Consider the following 18433-nt stretch of genomic DNA (forward strand, 5'->3'; position numbering starts at 1 on the left):
CTCAAATAGAAGGTGAAAGCGGCAGTGGATAAATTAAATGAAATTGCTAACTACAGCATGGAACAATTGTCTTTGGATCGTTCAGGACATGGTGTGGATCATACGAATCGGGTAGTCGAACTTTCCCGTCAAGTCCTTGAGACACTACCACAAGCCGATTCTTTTATCACTCTGGCAGCGGCATATCTACATGATACGGTCGATGATAAAGTGGTCGAAGATGAAAAGCAAGCGAAAGAAAAACTTAGAGTCTTTTTAGCAAACATCGGAGTAGCAGAAACAGAGATTTACCAGATTTTTCATATCATCGAAAATATGTCTTTTTCAAAAAGCTTGTCTGATGACGTTGAATTGTCATTAGAAGGCAAGATCGTACAAGATGCAGATCGCTTAGAGGCGTTAGGTGCAATGGGTATTTTACGCACGGCTTATTATGGAGGACATAAGGGGCATCCGATTTTCGACCCAGCCATCCAGCCGATCAATTATACGAATAAACAAGATTATCGTAAAGGTTCGACAGTCATCAATCATTTTTATGAGAAATTGCTGTTACTGCCAGATCAAATGAATACGGAGTATGCGAGGCAAGAAGCCAAACGACGTGCAGCATTTATGCGTGGATTTCTAGATGAGTTCTACACAGAATGGTTCTTAGGTGATGATTCACTTGCTGCACAAACTTGGCGTAACCGATAATTGAATCAAAAGACGTGTTTGCGCCATTCGTCCTCTCGCATCATCTAAAACCAAATAAACGGCGGGAACAGAAGGAACCTCTTCAAAAAATAAGGCGCTATCCACAAAAAGTTGAAAAACAATTTTCGTGGATGGCGCCTTATTTTTCGAGGCTAAACGCTTCTGTCTGGACCTCGTCTTTCTATTTGTTTTTTTTTCGAATTTGCTTGATCCTTAACAAAGCTCGGAAAATATTCAACAAAAATAATAAAGTAGCAATCCCAATCGGCACCCAGATCAAATACACAGAATAGCCAAGTTCTGCAGAAAGTTCTGCACTTGAAGTATGTGAAAGCTCAGATAGTGCTTGTTGCCATGTCTGTAAGTTGAAAACAAGCATAAAGCCTGCGATGATCAATAGAATAAAGCCTAAGTAATGGATCGATGTCCGCTTACGAATCAATGCAAAGACTAAATAGAGAATAAGTAAAAATGCTGGAACACCAAATACAAAATAAATATTAAGCAAAATGAATCGCCTCCTTATAATAATCATACTTCAATTGATAGGAATTTAAAAATAATTTAGTCATTGCTTGCGTTTTTTGAAGCAATCTTGATAAGATGACTATATTCAAAGGAGGATTTTTATTTATGCCAAGTTATATCGAGCCGATTCGCTTTGCGTTGATCGTCTTTCCTTTTCTAGCGTTGGCGATTTCTGCTATCTTTTTTATTTATGAATACCGAAAGTATGGAACGTTTCTCCTAACTAGAGCGGTCATTTTATATTCATTTGTCTTTTATCTATTATGTGCTTACTTTTTAGTGATTTTACCTTTACCTACTAAGGAAGCTGTTGCGCAAATGACAGGTCCAAAAATGGAATTACACCTATTTGCGTCTTGGGAGAACTTCAGAGCGAATACTGTTCTTGTATTGGCTGATCCGAGTACGTATTTACCTGCGATGCGACAAAGTGTTTTTTTAGAGCCATTATTCAATGTCTTTTTACTCTTACCGTTTGGCATCTATTTAAGGTATTATTTCCGACTATCCTTCGTCAAAACGGTTATTGCAAGTTTCTGTCTCTCCCTATTTTTTGAGTTGACACAATTAACCGGTCTTTACTTTATCTATCCACGTCCGTATCGATTATTTGATGTCAATGATTTACTGACGAATACATTTGGCGGGATGCTGGGGTTCATAGTGACACCGATTTTCACGTTTATGTTGCCTACAAGAGCGAGAATGGATGAAGTATCTTATGAAAAAGGCAAGACAGTCTCATTGACGCGCCGCCTGGTTGCCTATTTGATCGATTGGTTTTTCTTGTCTATTTGTTCGGCGATTATCGGATTAGTAGCCGGATTATCGTTTGGAAGTAGCGAGTTCACTTCCTACAGTTGGTGGTTGTTCGTGCAAGTCTTTCTATATTTCATGCTTCTTCCTTTCTTAACGAATGGCAGAACACTTGGAAAAAAAATCGTCCGGATCAAGCTTGTTGAAGATGGGAGAGAACGAATCAGATTTCGTGCATTGTTCATTCGATATGCGTATCTCTATTTCTTATTTTATGGGCTAGGCTGGTTGAGCCAATTAGTTGGTCCAGTCATCAATCAAGCGACAGGTGTCACACAGATGAGTGCAGTATTCATTTTCTTATGTACTTTGGTTGCACAGTTCATCTTCGGTCTGAATCTATTCTTATCTTTTATCCGCAAAAAGAGAGTTTTATTCTATGAGAAAGCGAGTCATACTTACACGATCAGTACGATCAAAGATAGAAAAGCCTGACCTTTTCAAGCAAAATAAGCAAATTTATGGTATAATTCCAAAGTCGTGAAAAATACAAAGAGAAGAGGTGTCGAAATGAGTCATTTTAAACAATTCAATTTTCATCCGTTTATCAACGAAGCGTTAGCAGAAAAAGGGTTCCAACAACCAACAGAAGTGCAAGAACGATTGATTCCTTTGATTTTAAAAGGGAAAAATATCATCGGACAATCACAAACTGGTTCAGGAAAAACGCATACGTTTCTTTTGCCTCTATTTCAAAAAATCAATGCCAATAAAGAAGAAGTCCAAGTGGTGATCACAGCACCAAGTCGTGAACTGGCGACGCAGATCTATGAAGCTGCTGTTCAAATCGCTAAGTTTTCCGATCCGGAGATTCGCGTATCGAATTTTGTCGGCGGAACAGACAAACAACGTCAATTAAATCGCTTGAACCACCAACAACCACAGATCGTTGTCGGTACACCAGGACGTATCCTTGACATGATGAATGAGCAAGCTTTGAAGATCCATACAGCCTTTGCGTTCATCGTGGATGAAGCAGATATGACCTTAGATATGGGATTCTTGAATGAAGTTGATCAAATCGCTAGTCGCTTACCAGAGAAATTACAATTTTTAGTTTTCTCAGCAACGATTCCAGAAAAACTACGCCCATTCTTGCGTAAATATATGGAAAATCCAATCATCGAAGAAATCAAACCAAAAGCAGTGATCTCAGAAGATATCGAGAATTGGTTAGTTTCAACAAAAGGAAAAGATAAGAATCAAACGATCTATCAATTATTGACGATCGGGCATCCTTATTTAGCAATCGTCTTTGCAAATACGAAACAACATGTAGACGAAATCGCTGATTACTTGAAAAACCAAGGCTTGAAAGTAGCGAAGATCCATGGAGATATCACTCCTCGTGAGCGTAAGCGTGTGATGCGCCAAGTGCAAAACTTAGAGTATCAATATGTAGTTGCGACAGACTTAGCTGCTCGTGGTATCGATATCGAAGGCGTTTCTCATGTCATCAATGCAGAGGTCCCAGAAGATCTAGATTTCTTTATCCACCGTGTCGGTCGTACTGGTAGAAATGGCTTAAAAGGAACCGCGATCACTTTATATGCACCAAGTGATGAGCCATTGATCGAAGGCATCGAAAAAATCGGTGTTGTCTTTGAGCCAATGGAAATCAAAAATGGTGAAATCGTTAAAACCTATGACCGTAACCGTCGGACGAAACGTGAAAAATCAAAAGACAGTCTAGACCCAACACTGATTGGTTTAGTCAAAAAGAAAAAGAAAAAAATCAAACCTGGTTACAAGAAAAAAATCGACTGGGCGATTGCGGAGAAAAATAAAAAAGACCGCAAGATCGAAAGACGTCAACAAACGCGTACAGCCAGAAAAAATAAAAAGAATTCCAACCAATAAAAGCAGTCATGAGCGAATCACGCTGCTCTTGACTTTCAGCCCCAAAAACCTAAATAGGAAATCTATTTTTGGTTTTGGGGCTGATTTTTTTGATTAAACAGTTGATATTAGGAGAGCTGTTTTCGCATCTGTTGACAAAGAATGCCGTCTTCGATCAGTGGGTCTGAAAAACTCTGGTAGCCCTGCTTTTCGTAGAAAGGAACGGCGGGGATTTCTGCAATCAAATAGATTTCTTTGAATGCCTCATTTATTGCTCGCTTTTCTGCCAATTGAAGCATTTCTCTGCCAATCCCACGTTTGCGCCAATCTTTTGCGACACAAAAACGATCAAATTGGATTTGTTCGTCACTTTGTTTTTGGTAACGTAAGGTAGCAATTGGCTGTTCGTCATGGATCATGACAAGGTTTGGGTAATAGGCATCCTTACCGTCAAATTCTAAATGAGCAGGTATTTCTTGCTCTAACACGAATACGTCATAACGTAAAACGTAACTGCTGGCTTTTATCCATTCTTCGGTTCCAAAATACGTTTCCATTGTTTTGCCTCCCTAGGGTTCTTTCCTGATTATAGCAAGGAAAACGTAGATCGCAAACAATGAAAAATCAAAAAGTAGGATTGACAGCATCGCTAAGAATACGTATACTGATAAAGTACAAAAAGGACATAGTTTGTTTTAGACTGACTCACAGAAAATTCTTTCTCGGCTGAAAAAAGAATAGTCACTGTTCAAACTGCTCCCTTTTTCAATTTGATAGAAATATCAACGCGACTCAGCGTTAACGAGTTTAAGAGGTAATGAGTAAACATCATTGCAATCAAGGTGGTACCGCGAGTTTTCGTCCTTGGCTGTAATGGTGTTTTTTGTCGTTTATTATGTAGAAAGAAGGTAAAACAATGAAAAAATTAAGCAGTGCAGAAGTACGTCAAATGTTTTTAGACTTTTTCCAAGAAAAAGGACATACGATCGAACCTAGTGCTTCACTAGTACCGGTCAATGATCCAACCTTATTATGGATCAACTCAGGAGTGGCGACACTAAAGAAATATTTTGATGGATCTGTTGTACCAGACAATCCAAGAATCACGAATGCGCAAAAATCGATTCGGACGAATGATATCGAAAATGTTGGGAAAACAGCTCGTCATCATACGATGTTTGAAATGTTAGGGAACTTCTCGATCGGCGATTATTTCAAAGAAGAGGCAATCCACTGGGCATGGGAATTTTTAACAAGTCCAAAATGGATGGCGTTTAATCCTGAGAAATTATATGTCACTGTTTATCCAAAAGATACAGAAGCAAAACGTATCTGGCACGAAGAAGTTGGGTTATCTCTTGACCATATCGTGGATGTAGAAGATAACTTTTGGGATATCGGTGCTGGACCATGTGGACCAGATACAGAGATTTTTTATGATCGTGGCGAAGCCTATAATGACTTGGAAGAAGATGATCCTGAAAACTATCCTGGTGGCGAAAATGAACGTTATCTTGAAATCTGGAACTTAGTATTCTCAGAGTTCAACCACAAACCAGATAATACGTTTGAACCTCTTCCACATAAAAACATTGATACGGGCATGGGCTTAGAACGAATGGTTTCCATCGTTCAAGATGCACCAACCAACTTTGAAACAGATTTATTTATGCCGATCATCCATGCAGTTGAGCAATTGAGCAACAAAGTAAAATACGGTGAGGATGCCTTAACTGATATTTCATATAAAGTAATCGCAGACCATATCCGCGCATTATCTTTTGCGATCGGTGACGGGGCATTGCCTTCAAATGAAGGACGCGGCTATGTGTTGCGCCGTTTGTTGCGTCGAGCAGTCATGCACGGAAAAAAATTAGGGATCGAGCAAGCTTTCTTATACCGTTTAGTGCCTGTTGTTGGCGAAATCATGGAGAGCTACTACCCTGAAGTGTTGGAGCAAAAAGAATTTATCGAAAAAGTCGTTCGTACGGAAGAAGAACGTTTCAATGAAACGATCAATGAAGGTCTTGAGATCTTGAACCAAGTGATCAAAGAGGTAAAACAAGCAAACGGAACAACGCTTGCCGGAAAAGATATCTTTAAACTTTACGATACGTATGGATTCCCAGTCGAATTGACAGAAGAAGTGGCGGAAGATGAAGGATTGAATGTCGATCACGCAGGCTTTGAAACAGAAATGCAGGCGCAACGTGAGCGCGCGCGTGCGGCTCGTAATACAGAAACATCGATGGGTGTTCAATCTGCTTTATTGACAGATATCAAAGTAGACAGCAAATTCATCGGTTATGACCATATTGAATCTGACAGTGAATTACTAGTGATCGTCCAAGACGAAACAATCGTCAGTGAACTATCGGATGGGGAAGCTCAATTGATCTTTGATCAAACACCATTTTATGCTGAAATGGGTGGACAGGTAGCCGATCAAGGTTGGATCATTGATGCAGCTGGTGAAACAGTAGCTAATGTGACCGATGTTCGTAAAGCACCAAATGGACAATTCTTGCATAAAGCAGAAGTCCTTTCTGAAATCAAAGAAGGAAACACCTATCATTTATTGATCGATGAACCAAGACGTAACCGAATCATCAAAAACCATACGGCTACTCACTTATTGCACAAAGCATTAAAAGAAGTATTAGGCGATCATGCCAACCAAGCAGGTTCATTGGTTGCACCAGGCCATTTACGTTTTGACTTCACACATTTTGGGCAGATCACAAGTGAAGAATTGGCGAAAATGGAACAAATCGTGAACGAAAAAATCTGGGAAGCGATTCCTGTCGAAACCATCGAAACAGATATCGACACAGCGAAAAACATGGGCGCAATGGCATTGTTTGGCGAAAAATATGGCAATGAAGTCCGCGTGGTCAATATCGGCGGTTGGTCGATCGAATTATGTGGTGGTACGCATGTCGGTAATACCGAAAACATCGGAATCTTTAAAATCGTTTCTGAATCAGGGATCGGTGCAGGGGTTCGTCGGATCGAAGCGGTGACAAGTAAAGAAGCTTATGAATTGTTGGAAAGCGAAGAACAACAACTAAAAGAAGTTGCGGCAATCGTGAAATCACTACAATTGAAAGAAGTCGTAGCTAAAGCAGAACAATTGCAACAACAAGTAAGAGAACTACAAAAAGAAAATGAACAATTGGCAAGTAAGTTAGCCAACCAACAAGCAGGGGATATTTTCAAAAATCCAGAGACGATCAATGGCAAAACGATCATCACTGCGCAAGTTAAAGTAAAAGATATGAATCAATTGCGTCAATTAGCTGATCAATGGAAACAAAAAGCAGTTTCAGATATTCTTGTCTTGGCAAACGAACAAGAAGGTAAAGTCAGCTTGTTAGCAGCAATGACACCTGAAGCAAATGAAGCAGGCTTAAAAGCCGGTGATTTGATCAAAGCAATCGCACCGAAAGTCGGCGGTGGTGGCGGTGGTCGTCCAGATATGGCGCAAGCAGGTGGAAAAAACCCAGCGGGTATCTCAGACGCATTGACAGAAGCAAAAACATGGTTAGAAAATAAATAGAAGCAAGCGTAGGTTTTTACTACAAATAAATGGCAAGCGAGTTTGGGCTGATTTCCCAAACTCGTTGCTTTATTTTCATTGGCTCAACGGTTGTTGCTATGTACACATTTATTGACAAATCAACAAAACGCTATAGGATTAGAGTAAAGCAAACAGGGGGAGATTCAATGAATAGCAAAAACAAAACATTTCGGTTAGTACTTCGTGCCATTTTGTTAGCCATCATTATCGTTCAATCAATGATTCCATGGTTAGGCTTTATTCCATTAGGTTTTATTAGCTTGACGATCATCCATATCACAGTGATCGTAGCGGCCGTAGTATTAGGACCGAAAGATGGCATGTTGATCGGCTTGTTCTGGGGAATTGCGACGATCATCCGAGCCTACGCGATGCCAACTACACCGTTCGATACGTTGGTTTTTACCAATCCAATCATCTCAGTTGTACCCAGAGTTTTAGTGGGACTAGTGGCTGGCTTAGTATTCCATTGGTTGTATAAGCGTTCCTCTACGATCGTCGTACCGGCTGTTGTAGCTGGGATTCTAGGCTCTCTAGTCAATACGATCCTTGTTTTAGGATTTATGGGCTTATTTTATACGAATGCCACAGCTCAAGCTTATGGTGTCGATGCTTCGGTCTTGTTCAAGACACTTGCTGGAATTGCCGCAATCAACGGGATTCCAGAAGCTATCGGCGCGGGGATCATCACACCATTACTCGCCAAAGCATTATTTGCAGCAACACCTTTAAAACCTGAATGATATAAGACCAGCAATCACAGATAAAAGGAGTCACAAATTTGGCAAAGAAACAAGAAACACTAACAGCAAAAGAACGAACAAAAAAAGCATTGATGGCAGGAGTATGGGGTCTGTTAACTAATGTGATCCTATTCGTTGCGAAATTGATGATCGGACTACTCTCTGGAAGTGTGTCGATCATGGCGGATGCCATCAACAGTTTGTCGGATACCGCTTCTTCTGTTTTGACTTTGATTGGCTTCAAAATCGCGGCAAAACCAGCAGATCCGGAGCATCCTTATGGACACGAACGTTTTGAATATATTAGTGGATTATTCGTGTCTCTCATCATCACGTACGTCGGATTCCAGTTCTTACACTCCTCAATTGAAAAAATCATCGATCCGGAAAATATCGCCCTATCACCGATCATCTTTTTAGTTTTAGTCTTTTCGATTGCTTTAAAAGTTATTCAGGGGCGTATGTACAAGAGAACCGCAAAAATGATCGATTCGGAAACCTTACATGCAACTGCCAAAGACAGTTATAATGATGTATATACGACATTTGCTGTTTTACTCTCAGCTTCTGTCGAATGGTTGACAGGTTGGCGCGTGGATGGCTATATTGGCTTCTTGTTAGCACTTTACATCTTGTACAGCGGCGTAATGATGTTAAGAGAATTCGTGTATGAATTATTAGGTAGCCGTCCCACTGTCGAACAGATCCAGGCGATGGAGGAGCAGCTGAATGGCTATACGAAAATCCTCGGTTATCATGACTTGTTAGTGCATAATTACGGACCAAATCAACGCTTTGCTTCTGTTCATGTGGAAGTGGATGATCGGCTAGATTTAAATGAAGCGCACAAGATCATGGACATCATCGAAAAGGATTTTAAACGATCATTAGGTGTCGAATTAGTCTGTCATCTAGATCCTGTACCAATCAATAATGAGAATTATCAAGAGATTCTTAATGAATTGAAAAAAATCATCAATGAGACAGCAGAAGGCTTGAAGATCCATGATTTCCGTATGATCCATAAAGGACAGATCCTACAATTTGATGTCGTTGTTCCTGAAGGTACGCGTTTGTCAGATGAGGAGTTAGAACGAATGATGCGTATCCAAATAGAAAAGAGAGTCGGGCAGTATCAATTAGATATCACCTTTGATCATAATTATTTACTTTTCTAAATAGTTGTAAAAAAATGAGCGACGGTTAAACATCAATAAGTCCATCTGATGCAATGAGGTTTTGATTGAACTGTTTCACTTAGCTAAAATAAGCAGAAAACCTGAAATCTTGGATTTTCGGGTTTTTTGCTTATTTTTTTAAAAGAATGCTTATGGAACACCGCCACTTCATCTTTAGGGGAGAACAAAGGGTGATGATATTATTTTTTCTGAACGGTGTGTCCACTCTTTTATCCATTGAAATGAACATAGAGGTGGTGTCGTAGTCGTATAATAGAATGTATCGTTTAATAAATGTGTGATTTTTAAGTATAACCTTCTTGATCAAATAATTTTTAATCTATCGTTTGAATTCTGTGAAAAAAAGAAATTCAAACGTTTTTTTGTCTTTTTTTACTTTATCAAGAAATAATAGTAGTTGTTTTATAAATACTATCAAGTACTATAAAAATAAATATTCTATTCCATCAATGATTCTGAGATTTTCGGTAGTGCCAACAGGAATAATTATGGATGTAGGCTGTGTTTTTAAGAATAATGAGTCTCAATGATTCTTATCATTCACAAGGTGAAAATTCTTGTTTCAATGTTCAACTGTTGATGAAGTCCTAGCAATCAGTCATTCGAATCAATTGAGGAGGGAATAAGATGCCGATAGAAGATCATCGTAAATCAATAGGAATATTCGAAAATAAAAGACATAAAAATGTGAACAGGAAAGCTGAACAAAGAATGGTCAATTATATTTCCGAACATTCTGGCAACCAACCAACAAGAGAGGGGCTAAAGACGGCAGTCGGAATGCTTTACGCATTCAGTCTGTTCCAAAATTTCAAATTAGAAGAGGAAATGCCAAATAAACAGAGGGCTGTTCAAGAAGACCGTGCCATTTTTGAGATGGATACTTTTGTGGTAACTGATGAGTGGATCAATCATAAAGACGAAGTGGTGCATTCGCTGTCTTCAAGTTCAACCTTCGATGCCAGAACTCTCCCCGATGTATCAAATAGTAACAGAACACAAAATAAATTTGCCCCCAAGATAAATACGTCAACCCCGTTAGTTGAAGCAGCGCAGTTATGGAGCTTAGCGGTTCATAAGTTCGTACATGGCATAGTAGAACTAGACGATTGCACGACGACAAAAACAGAGACAATCGGACGTAAAGGGGGATTGTGGGAACAACCCAAAAACGTACAAACGCACTTTAAAACTATCTGTAAAGTGGCAACCGCTAAATCTCAAAAAATAAATGAACAAGAAACAGAGCCTTCACACGATCCCCAACAATTCTATTTCAAAAAAATTCCCCCAACAAATGACAGAGATTATTTTGAAGCGAAAGACATCGCGGAAAAACTTAAAAATGTGTTTGAAGAGTTCGTTGATGAAACACCTAGTCCTCATACGACTAAACAAAATGGGACAGACAACATAAACGATCCCTATTTCCACGGTATAAATGAGGATTTTTGGTTCTATCTAGCCGATAGCTTCCGCTCATTCGTTCGCAACCCATCGAAACCTAGTGCTGAAAGACCAGAAGAGGGAACTTCTCGTCAATTTTATGAATGGATCAAAGACACCTTCGATGGGATACCAAAAGCGCGTGAACGGTTTGGCAGAGAACAAAAAACAAATCCTCATGAACATCCTTTTTCTGCACATAATTTACCACCGCTCAATCTCCCATCATCAAAAGAAGAATCAGAACAATTGTTAACGACTATTTGGCAGCTAACGAGTAGATTTGCTGAAAGCATTAGCGAATTTTTTGATCAAAAGACAAACTTTTTTGGTGTAGATGCTACATCACTTCCTTCTCATTCCATGACAACTACACCTGCTTCGGCACAGATTTCCAAAATACGTTTTACTTCTTATGAGGATCTTCCTCAAACAACGGTCGATAGAATTAATCATATTATCCACAACTATTTACATAGACGACCTTTTCCAGAAAATATGATGGCGCCTATGATGCCATTTTGGTATGACCACGAGGTGTTTCAACAGCGCAGCAAAACAGACGAGGTCAACGAAGCAGTCAAAAACTTTATGGGTGATCTAGCCATTCATGACTTGTTTGTGTTGATCAGTAACTGGGAACAAGACACGTTTGCCTTTCATCTTATTTTAGAGAAACGAATCTCTCTGGCGCATCTTATCCTAAAAAAATATGGGATACCAGATCGAGATTTAACCTACAGAGAAGCCGTCGCAATTGCCCTTCAGTGGCGAACAAACAATATTTTCAAAGGCTTTGAATTCACTGAAGTAAGTAGTGTGATCGTTCATTTGACACTTCCTAAAGTGAAGATGAATCATCTTACGACAACGATATCTCCAATCGCTTATTTAGCTCAAGTACACAATATCAAAGAAATTTTGGAAAATAACGAAATGCCGGCAGGAATCTTATTTCAAGATTTGCCAATCTTTTATTATGAATATGATCTTTTTATCAATCGAGACGAAACGGATAAGGTAAAAGAACTGCTCCTTGAGTTCCTCAAAAAAAATAAAGTGGAGATCCAGGGAGATGCTACGTCTAAAAAAATAATGGCTAGTCTCAAAAAATTTGTAGAATCGGGGGGGAGTTCTAACCCTTTGGCACAAGAATCAAGAGAACAATTCATTACTTATTTTTTAATGAAGGCCTACGGGGTAGAAAATATTCGGTTAGGTGATCCATACTTGCTAACCAAAACATCAGCGGTGCAACAACAATTGAAAGTAAATCTATTATTGAAAGGATGTACCTATAAAGAAAATTCTGAACAGACAGAAGATATTCGCCTGTCTTCACCAGAAACCCCTTATACTATTCGACTTCAAGAACAAAAAAAAGTAAGTGGAAAAATCTTTCATGACTTTATACATGATCAGGCAATGACGGTATCGAATGTTGATCCCATCAAGCCATATTATTATGATTATCCGATTTTGCTCCAACGTGAAAAAACATTGGTTGTAAACAAAGCAGTCAGAATTTTCCTTATTTCAAAAAGTTTATCATTGGGAAATGTGTCAAACAGTGAATTAGTAAGGAAATTACAAGGTTGGCTGCTGAACGGGGAAAACTACGAGGAGATTGTCCAAAGACAAGAAGAGGTAGCCGAACTACTTCTTGAGCATTATGGTATTGATGAGCGACCTTTGACTGTTCAGGATGCTCGTGTTTGTATACTTCAGTGGGAAGATAATAATGCGCAATTAAATTACCTTATTGATGAGAAGCCAGAAAGGGAGCATAAAGACAAAAAAGAGGGGATCGATACGTTTCTACAAGAAAATAACCTGCAAAAAAAAGCAGAAGATGCACAAAGTGTTGAAGCGACAAGGCATGTTGAAGATACACCCATCCAAAAAGAGGAGACGAAACGACGAGTCGCTGATTTTCTCGTAGAACAAGGCCGAAGTTGGAATATGTCTGATCCCAGTGCCTTTGCGCACGCAGTTACTCATTGGGTGTTATTAGAGGGAGCAACGATTGAGGTGATTGATCCGGTCAAAATCAAGCAATTGGCACAAGTGATTTTGAACGAAAAAATCGATGGGGTCATCTCAGGTGTACAAGCCGAATTAACGTATATAACATGGTTATTTGAAACGTTTGAGCTTGACGATCAGGCACGTGAATTACCGGCAAATATTGACTTGACTGACAATAAACAAACAGGACAAACCAAGAGAGAGGCAATAGATTCCAGTGTAAGCAAGGAACGATGGCGTAATAAAAATATAGGTGTTCAGTTGCATCACTTTTTTATGCAACATGGGGTTCATCCTTATGATCAATCAACGGAACGAATACTGATATCTATGGGGAAGTGGCTGACTCAAGAAGGTGTTGGCATGGTCTTTATGCCAGACAAAATTCTGCCTATCGCCAAAATCATTTTAAATGAACTAAAGATGCAAGGTGACGCGTCAGAGGAGAAAATTTCTGTAAAAAAAGCTGAAGCTACAATTATGAAATGGGCGATTGAAAATATATTGAATGGATCGGTTGAAGAATACATCATAAGAAAAATTATCGATTCACCTGATCCATCAAGCTTTACGATCGGACAAATCAGAAATTTGTTAGAGGTCGATTCGTTAAGAAAAGAAGGCGTGATCACTCTCCATACCATCGTCGGAAAAGATAGCAATGAGGAACAAATGTTGAGAAAAGATCAGGTATTTTTTGAAAAACTATGGATAAAATTTATCGGGAAAGTATTACCCAATTATTTTCTTGAATCTAGCCAATTAGCTGATGATTTACCGATTTCTGATTTTGGCTCATTGATGCAATTAGCTGGGGCAAAACTATTGGCAGATGCTGGCTATCTATCGGAATTTAACACGGCAGACGTTATAAGACTAGGTACATTTTTTTGTGATTACTTGGAGATACAATCGGATCAGCAAATTGAAGGCTTACAGTACTTGCTAACTCCAGCTTTACTGACCACTGCTCAACTAGATCCAGAAGGATTAAAAGAGGCTATAGAAAATGGCGAGTATAAAATCTATGCCCTGCAGACATTTATCACCTTCTGGCAAGAAATGATGGAGTCAATCGTTGAGAATGAAAAAATCGTTTATCATGAAATGGGTGTTTATGAAGAGGCAGTGATCAACTGGCGTCGAAAAAAAGCATTGGCAGAATATGTGAACCAAGAATGTAACAAACGTTCAGGAAAGAACAGATTATTATTGGATCAAGCATATTTATTAGGCTTACCACCCTGTCCTGACGTTTACCAACCACCAGATCTAGAGGAATGGTACACACAGTTAACGAAAGACGTAGCCGATGCTTTTTTCAAAATCAATCAGCGATTTATCGGCACCGCTTTGAATGGATTAGATCAGTCAGAGAAGAATTTTTTGTTTTCAAAGGACACACGAATTTATAGAGCTTCGGCAGAACTAAAGCATCAGAAACACTACTATGCGCCACCAGCTATTGGAGGAGTTCCTGCGATCAATTTCAGTGAACGTGAAAAATGGTTGGATACGAACTTGAATCTAGAAAAAACAGATCTTTTTGCAGCGGTTCAGGGAACAGAAGAACGTTTGTATGCTATGAAGAAACTGGAACAAGACGGGGGATATATTTTTTATCGAGTGGATAAAGATCCGCTGTTATATCTTAAATATGGATTGTTTGATAAAAAAGATCTTTGGCGCAATGGTTATATACAAAACGGAGAAAAAATCCGAATTGGTAAAAAAGATTTCACGTTTTCTACCAAAATCAATCAAGAAAATGAACTAGGGCAAGGGATGAATCATGCAAAACTGAGTATCGCAATCAGTCAAATACAGCGTGATCGTTTCTATCACCAACTATATGAGTTTGGAAATGATAAGTCTGTACCTGAACAAATTTGGGATGTGATCAAACATATTATTCCTTTTTACGACTGTATTGTCGGGATCAGTGAAAAAAATGTCTCTGATGCGGTTACTTCCTGCACAATTGATGTGATTTTCTTGATCCCTGTCTTTGGACAAGTGATGGGATTGAGTACAAATTTTGCCTTGGGAATGGCAAAAGCGGCTGCGGAAAGTGGGGTCAGACACGCGATACGAAGTGGAATGCGCTTCACACCCTCTCGTTTAGAAATAAAAGCGCTTCTTAAAAGTTCAACACGCTATGCAGATCCTGGATTTGAATTAGTCACTGACGGCGCAAATTGGATACTTAGAGGATTTTCTGAATTGAAAAATCATTGGTTCATTCCTGCTCATTTGAAACCAGTATTAACTAAACTAGAGAGGTTAACCAGAAAAATACCTCCGTTGCCTGAGGATCATGTGAGAGCACAGTTGCCGAGAAAGGGCCCCTACAGTATAGTGAGACGTGTGAAAGACTCATTGTACAAGCAAGTGATGAATTTAGAAGATGGTGATATTTTTGGTGGATATTTCACATTGCATGGGAATCAGCTCAGGTCTTTTGAAGGGGACTTGTTTTACAACCATGAAGAGCTTGAGCGTATAAACAGGCTCGCAAATCAAGTGGATACCAAACAACTGTTTATAATAGAAAATAATTTAAACCCCAAAGGATATGGTGAAGGAAAGGTATATAAGGTAGAGAATAATGGAGAAGTCATTGGTTCCTTTGTTCAAATGAATCAACGAATAGTTCCTGTTCAAATCCATTCGATTGAAGGACATGGGGTAAGATATGACGTATACGAAGGAGATAACTTATTCCCTATCCGATTTAACGGTATTGGCTGGTATTTCGAAACTGAGACTTCGCCAAGATTGGCAAAAGATGTAAGTGACTATGTTGCTAGTCAACCGGAACAATTTGAAAGTATCAGTAGTCCCGTCTCACTTACACCACCTGATGAGTTTGGCTTGATGCGTACCTCTTCAGGAAGGACGCATATCAAGGTGAATAATTGCTATGTTCCATTGATTTTAATCGATCAAGAAAATCAACGATATCATCTTGTTAAGAAAAAGGTAACTAGACCGTTGATCATCTTGAGATTTGATGAGATACACAATCATTTCCGTGTGGAGACCCCATTAGAAAGATTGATCGCTGATCCACACCATGCCATCTTAGCAGGTGGGAAAAAAAGTGTTCCTAAGAAACCAAAGGACAAGGAAGCAGGGGGAAAAAAAGAAAAGCAACCAATTCCGCAACTTGGAGAAGCGGGACCATCACATGAGGCAGACCGTTTAGCAGAGATAGCGAAAATTTTGGAATACCCACCGTATTACAAATTACCAGATTCCCTTGGTGTAGCGGTAACATTTGATGAGTTCAGAAAAGCCACGATACTTTCTGATCATCCAAAGAAGTTCAGGTATGAGGATGACCGAGTGAAGCTTCCAATATTGACTTCTTTTGTGTCAGAGTATACGAATCCAACTGCCAGTACTGATGGGATGGCAAAATCAGGGATGAAGCATGAAATCGCAAGAATACTAGCGAACAAGCCCGAGATCCCTTACCGAATATTTCCTGGCTTTACCTCTGATAAAGTACCAGAGTATATTGATGCATTTCAACAAGAAGTCGCTTCGGGAGTCGATGAGGCAGTGACCTATCTCAAAACATTCAAGAAAAAAGCAGAGGAGTGGTTAACACTTGAAACACTTGCAGAAAGAAAGCCAGGTCAATATTTGAATCACATGTTCAAGCTAGAAACCAGCGGAAATAAAGAACAAATAATGAAAGAAGTCATCAAAAGATTATTGATTATAGCGGATAAATGCGAACAATTCCTCAACTTATCAAAAGATCTAGGCTATAAAAATATCTGGATCGTCTCTTCCGATTTAGTCTACGATAAAAAGACGAAAAACTATTATACATCCAAAGTGAAACCTCCGACTACCGTGGCGTTTGTTGTAAATGCTGACCCAGAATGCCGAATACTGATCATGGCGGATAAATTTCATGTCAAGCCGTCAGCTAAGCCAACGATTCAAACTACACCTACTTTATCCGGAACGGTTATCCACGAAACCACGCATATTGTATCAAGCACAGTTGATTATGCTAAATTTGAAGATCCTCCGATAGGATTTCAAAGTAGTGGTGAAGATATCAGAAAACGCTATGACCTTGAATATGCGAAAATAACGTATTCTGAGGATTTTGATTTGTTTGTTAGACATTTGGCGCAAGAATTCGATTTGCCTAAATTAGCTCGTAGTGAGGTGGCAAAGCAACTTTTAAATGATCCAATGTTAGCAGCAAATTTTTTGATTTTAGATGCGGAAGTGGTGATGACGATTATAAGAGATCTTGCATTAGACAATGATTTCTTCAATCGTCTGCGTGTGGAAAGAGGGTTGAGGGATGGACCTTTAATCGATCCTAAAATATTCATGTTTTTTGCGCTGATGCATACGGGGAATTTTTTTATCATAGAAAAAGAATATGAAACGGAAAAGAACCAAACCATAGCGGGAAATATCAGAGAGGATCAACCCACAACCCTTTCAAGTACTCCGAATATTCGTGACAAAAGAAGTTTTGCTAGTATCGTCCAACAAGCAGCAACAAATAGCAAAGAAACGAATAAAACAGTGAATAGTTCATTTTCCAATTTGAATAAAAAGGAATTGAATGTGAGGGGGGTTAACTAAATATACCGATAGTTTATAAGGTTTTTTGTAACGCTTGTCTAGCTAGATTATCGGCGCCTTTATTTTTACTTTCAGGTACCCACTGAAGGATCAACAGTGAAAAATCTTTTAATAGACTTTGTATTTTTTCAAAATAGGGCAAAAAATCTTTGTTGTTCGTATGATTTTTATCGATGGTTGATACAAGTACTTTACTATCGGAATAGCAGAGAATGATTTCTTCGGTCATCTGTCTATTCTTTAGAATTTCTAAAGTTTTTAAAAAGACTTCAAACTCGGCTTGATGGTTTGAACCAAAGGACAAAGGGATAGATAACTGTTCTTGTTGCTGATCAGCGACTATTAAAATTCCTCCACCACTAGGTCCAGGGTTGCCTTTTGTTGATGCGTCAATGTATACTTTTAACATAAGGAAAAACACGCCCTTCAAAAATTGTCGGTTTGACTTATTATACCACTACAGATAAAGACACGAGGTTGAAGAATGAAAAAAAATATTCGCTGGCAGCCCGAAACGGCACAGTCGATCATTTATTGGTCATCAACATTTATTCTATTATTTTTGAGTTTGATTTTATCGTTAGAAAATACAAGACCTTATTGGAAAAGTAATATTTTAATGGGGATTTTCTTTATTTTTCTTTTGCTAGGATTTCGACGCTCGCTAGTTTTAAAGAAAGAGGCAATAAAAATAAAATATGCTGCTTTTTGGAGAGATCGCGACATACCTATCAATGAAATCAAGGAAGTTCACGTACAAAAACGTAAAGTATCTTTATCTCTTGTAAAAGGCAAAGAGCCATTCGTGATTTTCGTCAATCAGAAGGCACAAGGGAAATTGCTTGATCACTTGAAACATCCACATAAAAAAACGATCAACACTTCTTCGCTGATACAGAATACGAATGATTTAGTTGAGTAAAAAATAACGA

General features: G+C 38.9%; 11 protein-coding genes. 8 read left to right on the top strand and 3 right to left on the bottom strand.

Annotation, left to right across the window (positions count from 1 at the left end; genetic code table 11):
- The first annotated feature begins 24 nt into the window (after positions 1 to 24).
- The gene (locus IGI79_RS06530; protein ID WP_195273428.1) at positions 25 to 699 is read left to right on the top strand and encodes an HD domain-containing protein; all 675 of its coding nucleotides are present in this window, start codon (positions 25 to 27) and stop codon (positions 697 to 699) included.
- Between the two features lie 181 nt (positions 700 to 880).
- On the opposite strand, the gene IGI79_RS06535 is transcribed toward IGI79_RS06530, so the two are convergent.
- The gene (locus IGI79_RS06535; protein ID WP_071867245.1) at positions 881 to 1207 is read right to left on the bottom strand and encodes a hypothetical protein; all 327 of its coding nucleotides are present in this window, start codon (positions 1205 to 1207) and stop codon (positions 881 to 883) included.
- 125 nt (positions 1208 to 1332) lie between these two features.
- Between IGI79_RS06535 and IGI79_RS06540 the strand changes: the two genes are divergently transcribed.
- Both IGI79_RS06540 and IGI79_RS06545 read left to right on the top strand, forming a co-directional pair.
- A complete protein-coding gene (locus IGI79_RS06540; protein WP_335883335.1) occupies positions 1333 to 2478 on the top strand; it encodes a VanZ family protein in 1146 nt (381 codons plus the stop codon).
- A gap of 75 nt (positions 2479 to 2553) precedes the next feature.
- On the top strand, positions 2554 to 3903 hold the full coding sequence (locus tag IGI79_RS06545) for a DEAD/DEAH box helicase (RefSeq protein WP_010735538.1): 1350 nt from the start codon (positions 2554 to 2556) through the stop codon (positions 3901 to 3903).
- A 107-nt stretch (positions 3904 to 4010) separates the two neighbouring features.
- Here IGI79_RS06545 and IGI79_RS06550 read toward each other — a convergent pair whose 3' ends face one another.
- Entirely contained in the window at positions 4011 to 4439 is a 429-nt protein-coding gene (locus tag IGI79_RS06550) for a GNAT family N-acetyltransferase (protein WP_066025522.1), read from the bottom strand.
- A gap of 359 nt (positions 4440 to 4798) precedes the next feature.
- Between IGI79_RS06550 and alaS the strand changes: the two genes are divergently transcribed.
- From alaS to IGI79_RS06570, 4 genes are all read left to right on the top strand, one after another.
- Positions 4799 to 7441, top strand: a complete 2643-nt coding sequence (gene alaS, locus IGI79_RS06555) for an alanine--tRNA ligase (RefSeq protein WP_438845759.1) — start codon at positions 4799 to 4801, stop codon at positions 7439 to 7441.
- Between the two features lie 167 nt (positions 7442 to 7608).
- Entirely contained in the window at positions 7609 to 8205 is a 597-nt protein-coding gene (locus tag IGI79_RS06560; protein WP_065095763.1) for an ECF transporter S component, read from the top strand.
- Between the two features lie 38 nt (positions 8206 to 8243).
- Positions 8244 to 9383: a cation diffusion facilitator family transporter gene (locus IGI79_RS06565; RefSeq protein WP_418261517.1), complete on the top strand. Its 1140-nt coding sequence runs from the start codon at positions 8244 to 8246 to the stop codon at positions 9381 to 9383.
- Positions 9384 to 10031: 648 nt separating this feature from the next.
- Positions 10032 to 17501: a QWxxN domain gene (locus tag IGI79_RS06570; protein ID WP_438845760.1), complete on the top strand. Its 7470-nt coding sequence runs from the start codon at positions 10032 to 10034 to the stop codon at positions 17499 to 17501.
- Between the two features lie 13 nt (positions 17502 to 17514).
- On the opposite strand, the gene IGI79_RS06575 is transcribed toward IGI79_RS06570, so the two are convergent.
- Complete coding sequence (locus IGI79_RS06575) at positions 17515 to 17910, bottom strand: ribonuclease HI family protein (RefSeq protein ID WP_065095766.1); 396 nt, start codon at positions 17908 to 17910, stop codon at positions 17515 to 17517.
- A 75-nt stretch (positions 17911 to 17985) separates the two neighbouring features.
- On the opposite strand from IGI79_RS06575, the gene IGI79_RS06580 reads away from it, so the two are divergent.
- Positions 17986 to 18423 carry an EbsA family protein gene (locus tag IGI79_RS06580; RefSeq protein ID WP_195475912.1) on the top strand — a complete coding sequence of 146 codons (438 nt, stop codon included), beginning with the start codon at positions 17986 to 17988 and terminating at the stop codon, positions 18421 to 18423.
- Positions 18424 to 18433 lie beyond the last annotated feature (10 nt).

Source organism: Enterococcus sp. AZ084, assembly GCF_051714905.1.
Classification (GTDB): Bacteria; Bacillota; Bacilli; order Lactobacillales; family Enterococcaceae; genus Enterococcus_B; species Enterococcus_B pernyi.

Bases quoted from the DNA above. Each gene is read 5' to 3' on its own strand.
- IGI79_RS06575 (WP_065095766.1), bottom strand. From the start codon at position 17,910: ATGTTAAAAGTATACATTGACGCATCAACAAAAGGCAACCCTGGACCT.
- IGI79_RS06560 (WP_065095763.1), top strand. From the start codon at position 7,609: ATGAATAGCAAAAACAAAACATTTCGGTTAGTACTTCGTGCCATTTTG.
- IGI79_RS06570 (WP_438845760.1), top strand. From the start codon at position 10,032: ATGCCGATAGAAGATCATCGTAAATCAATAGGAATATTCGAAAATAAA.
- IGI79_RS06540 (WP_335883335.1), top strand. From the start codon at position 1,333: ATGCCAAGTTATATCGAGCCGATTCGCTTTGCGTTGATCGTCTTTCCT.
- IGI79_RS06550 (WP_066025522.1), bottom strand. From the start codon at position 4,439: ATGGAAACGTATTTTGGAACCGAAGAATGGATAAAAGCCAGCAGTTAC.
- alaS (WP_438845759.1), top strand. From the start codon at position 4,799: ATGAAAAAATTAAGCAGTGCAGAAGTACGTCAAATGTTTTTAGACTTT.
- IGI79_RS06545 (WP_010735538.1), top strand. From the start codon at position 2,554: ATGAGTCATTTTAAACAATTCAATTTTCATCCGTTTATCAACGAAGCG.
- IGI79_RS06580 (WP_195475912.1), top strand. From the start codon at position 17,986: ATGAAAAAAAATATTCGCTGGCAGCCCGAAACGGCACAGTCGATCATT.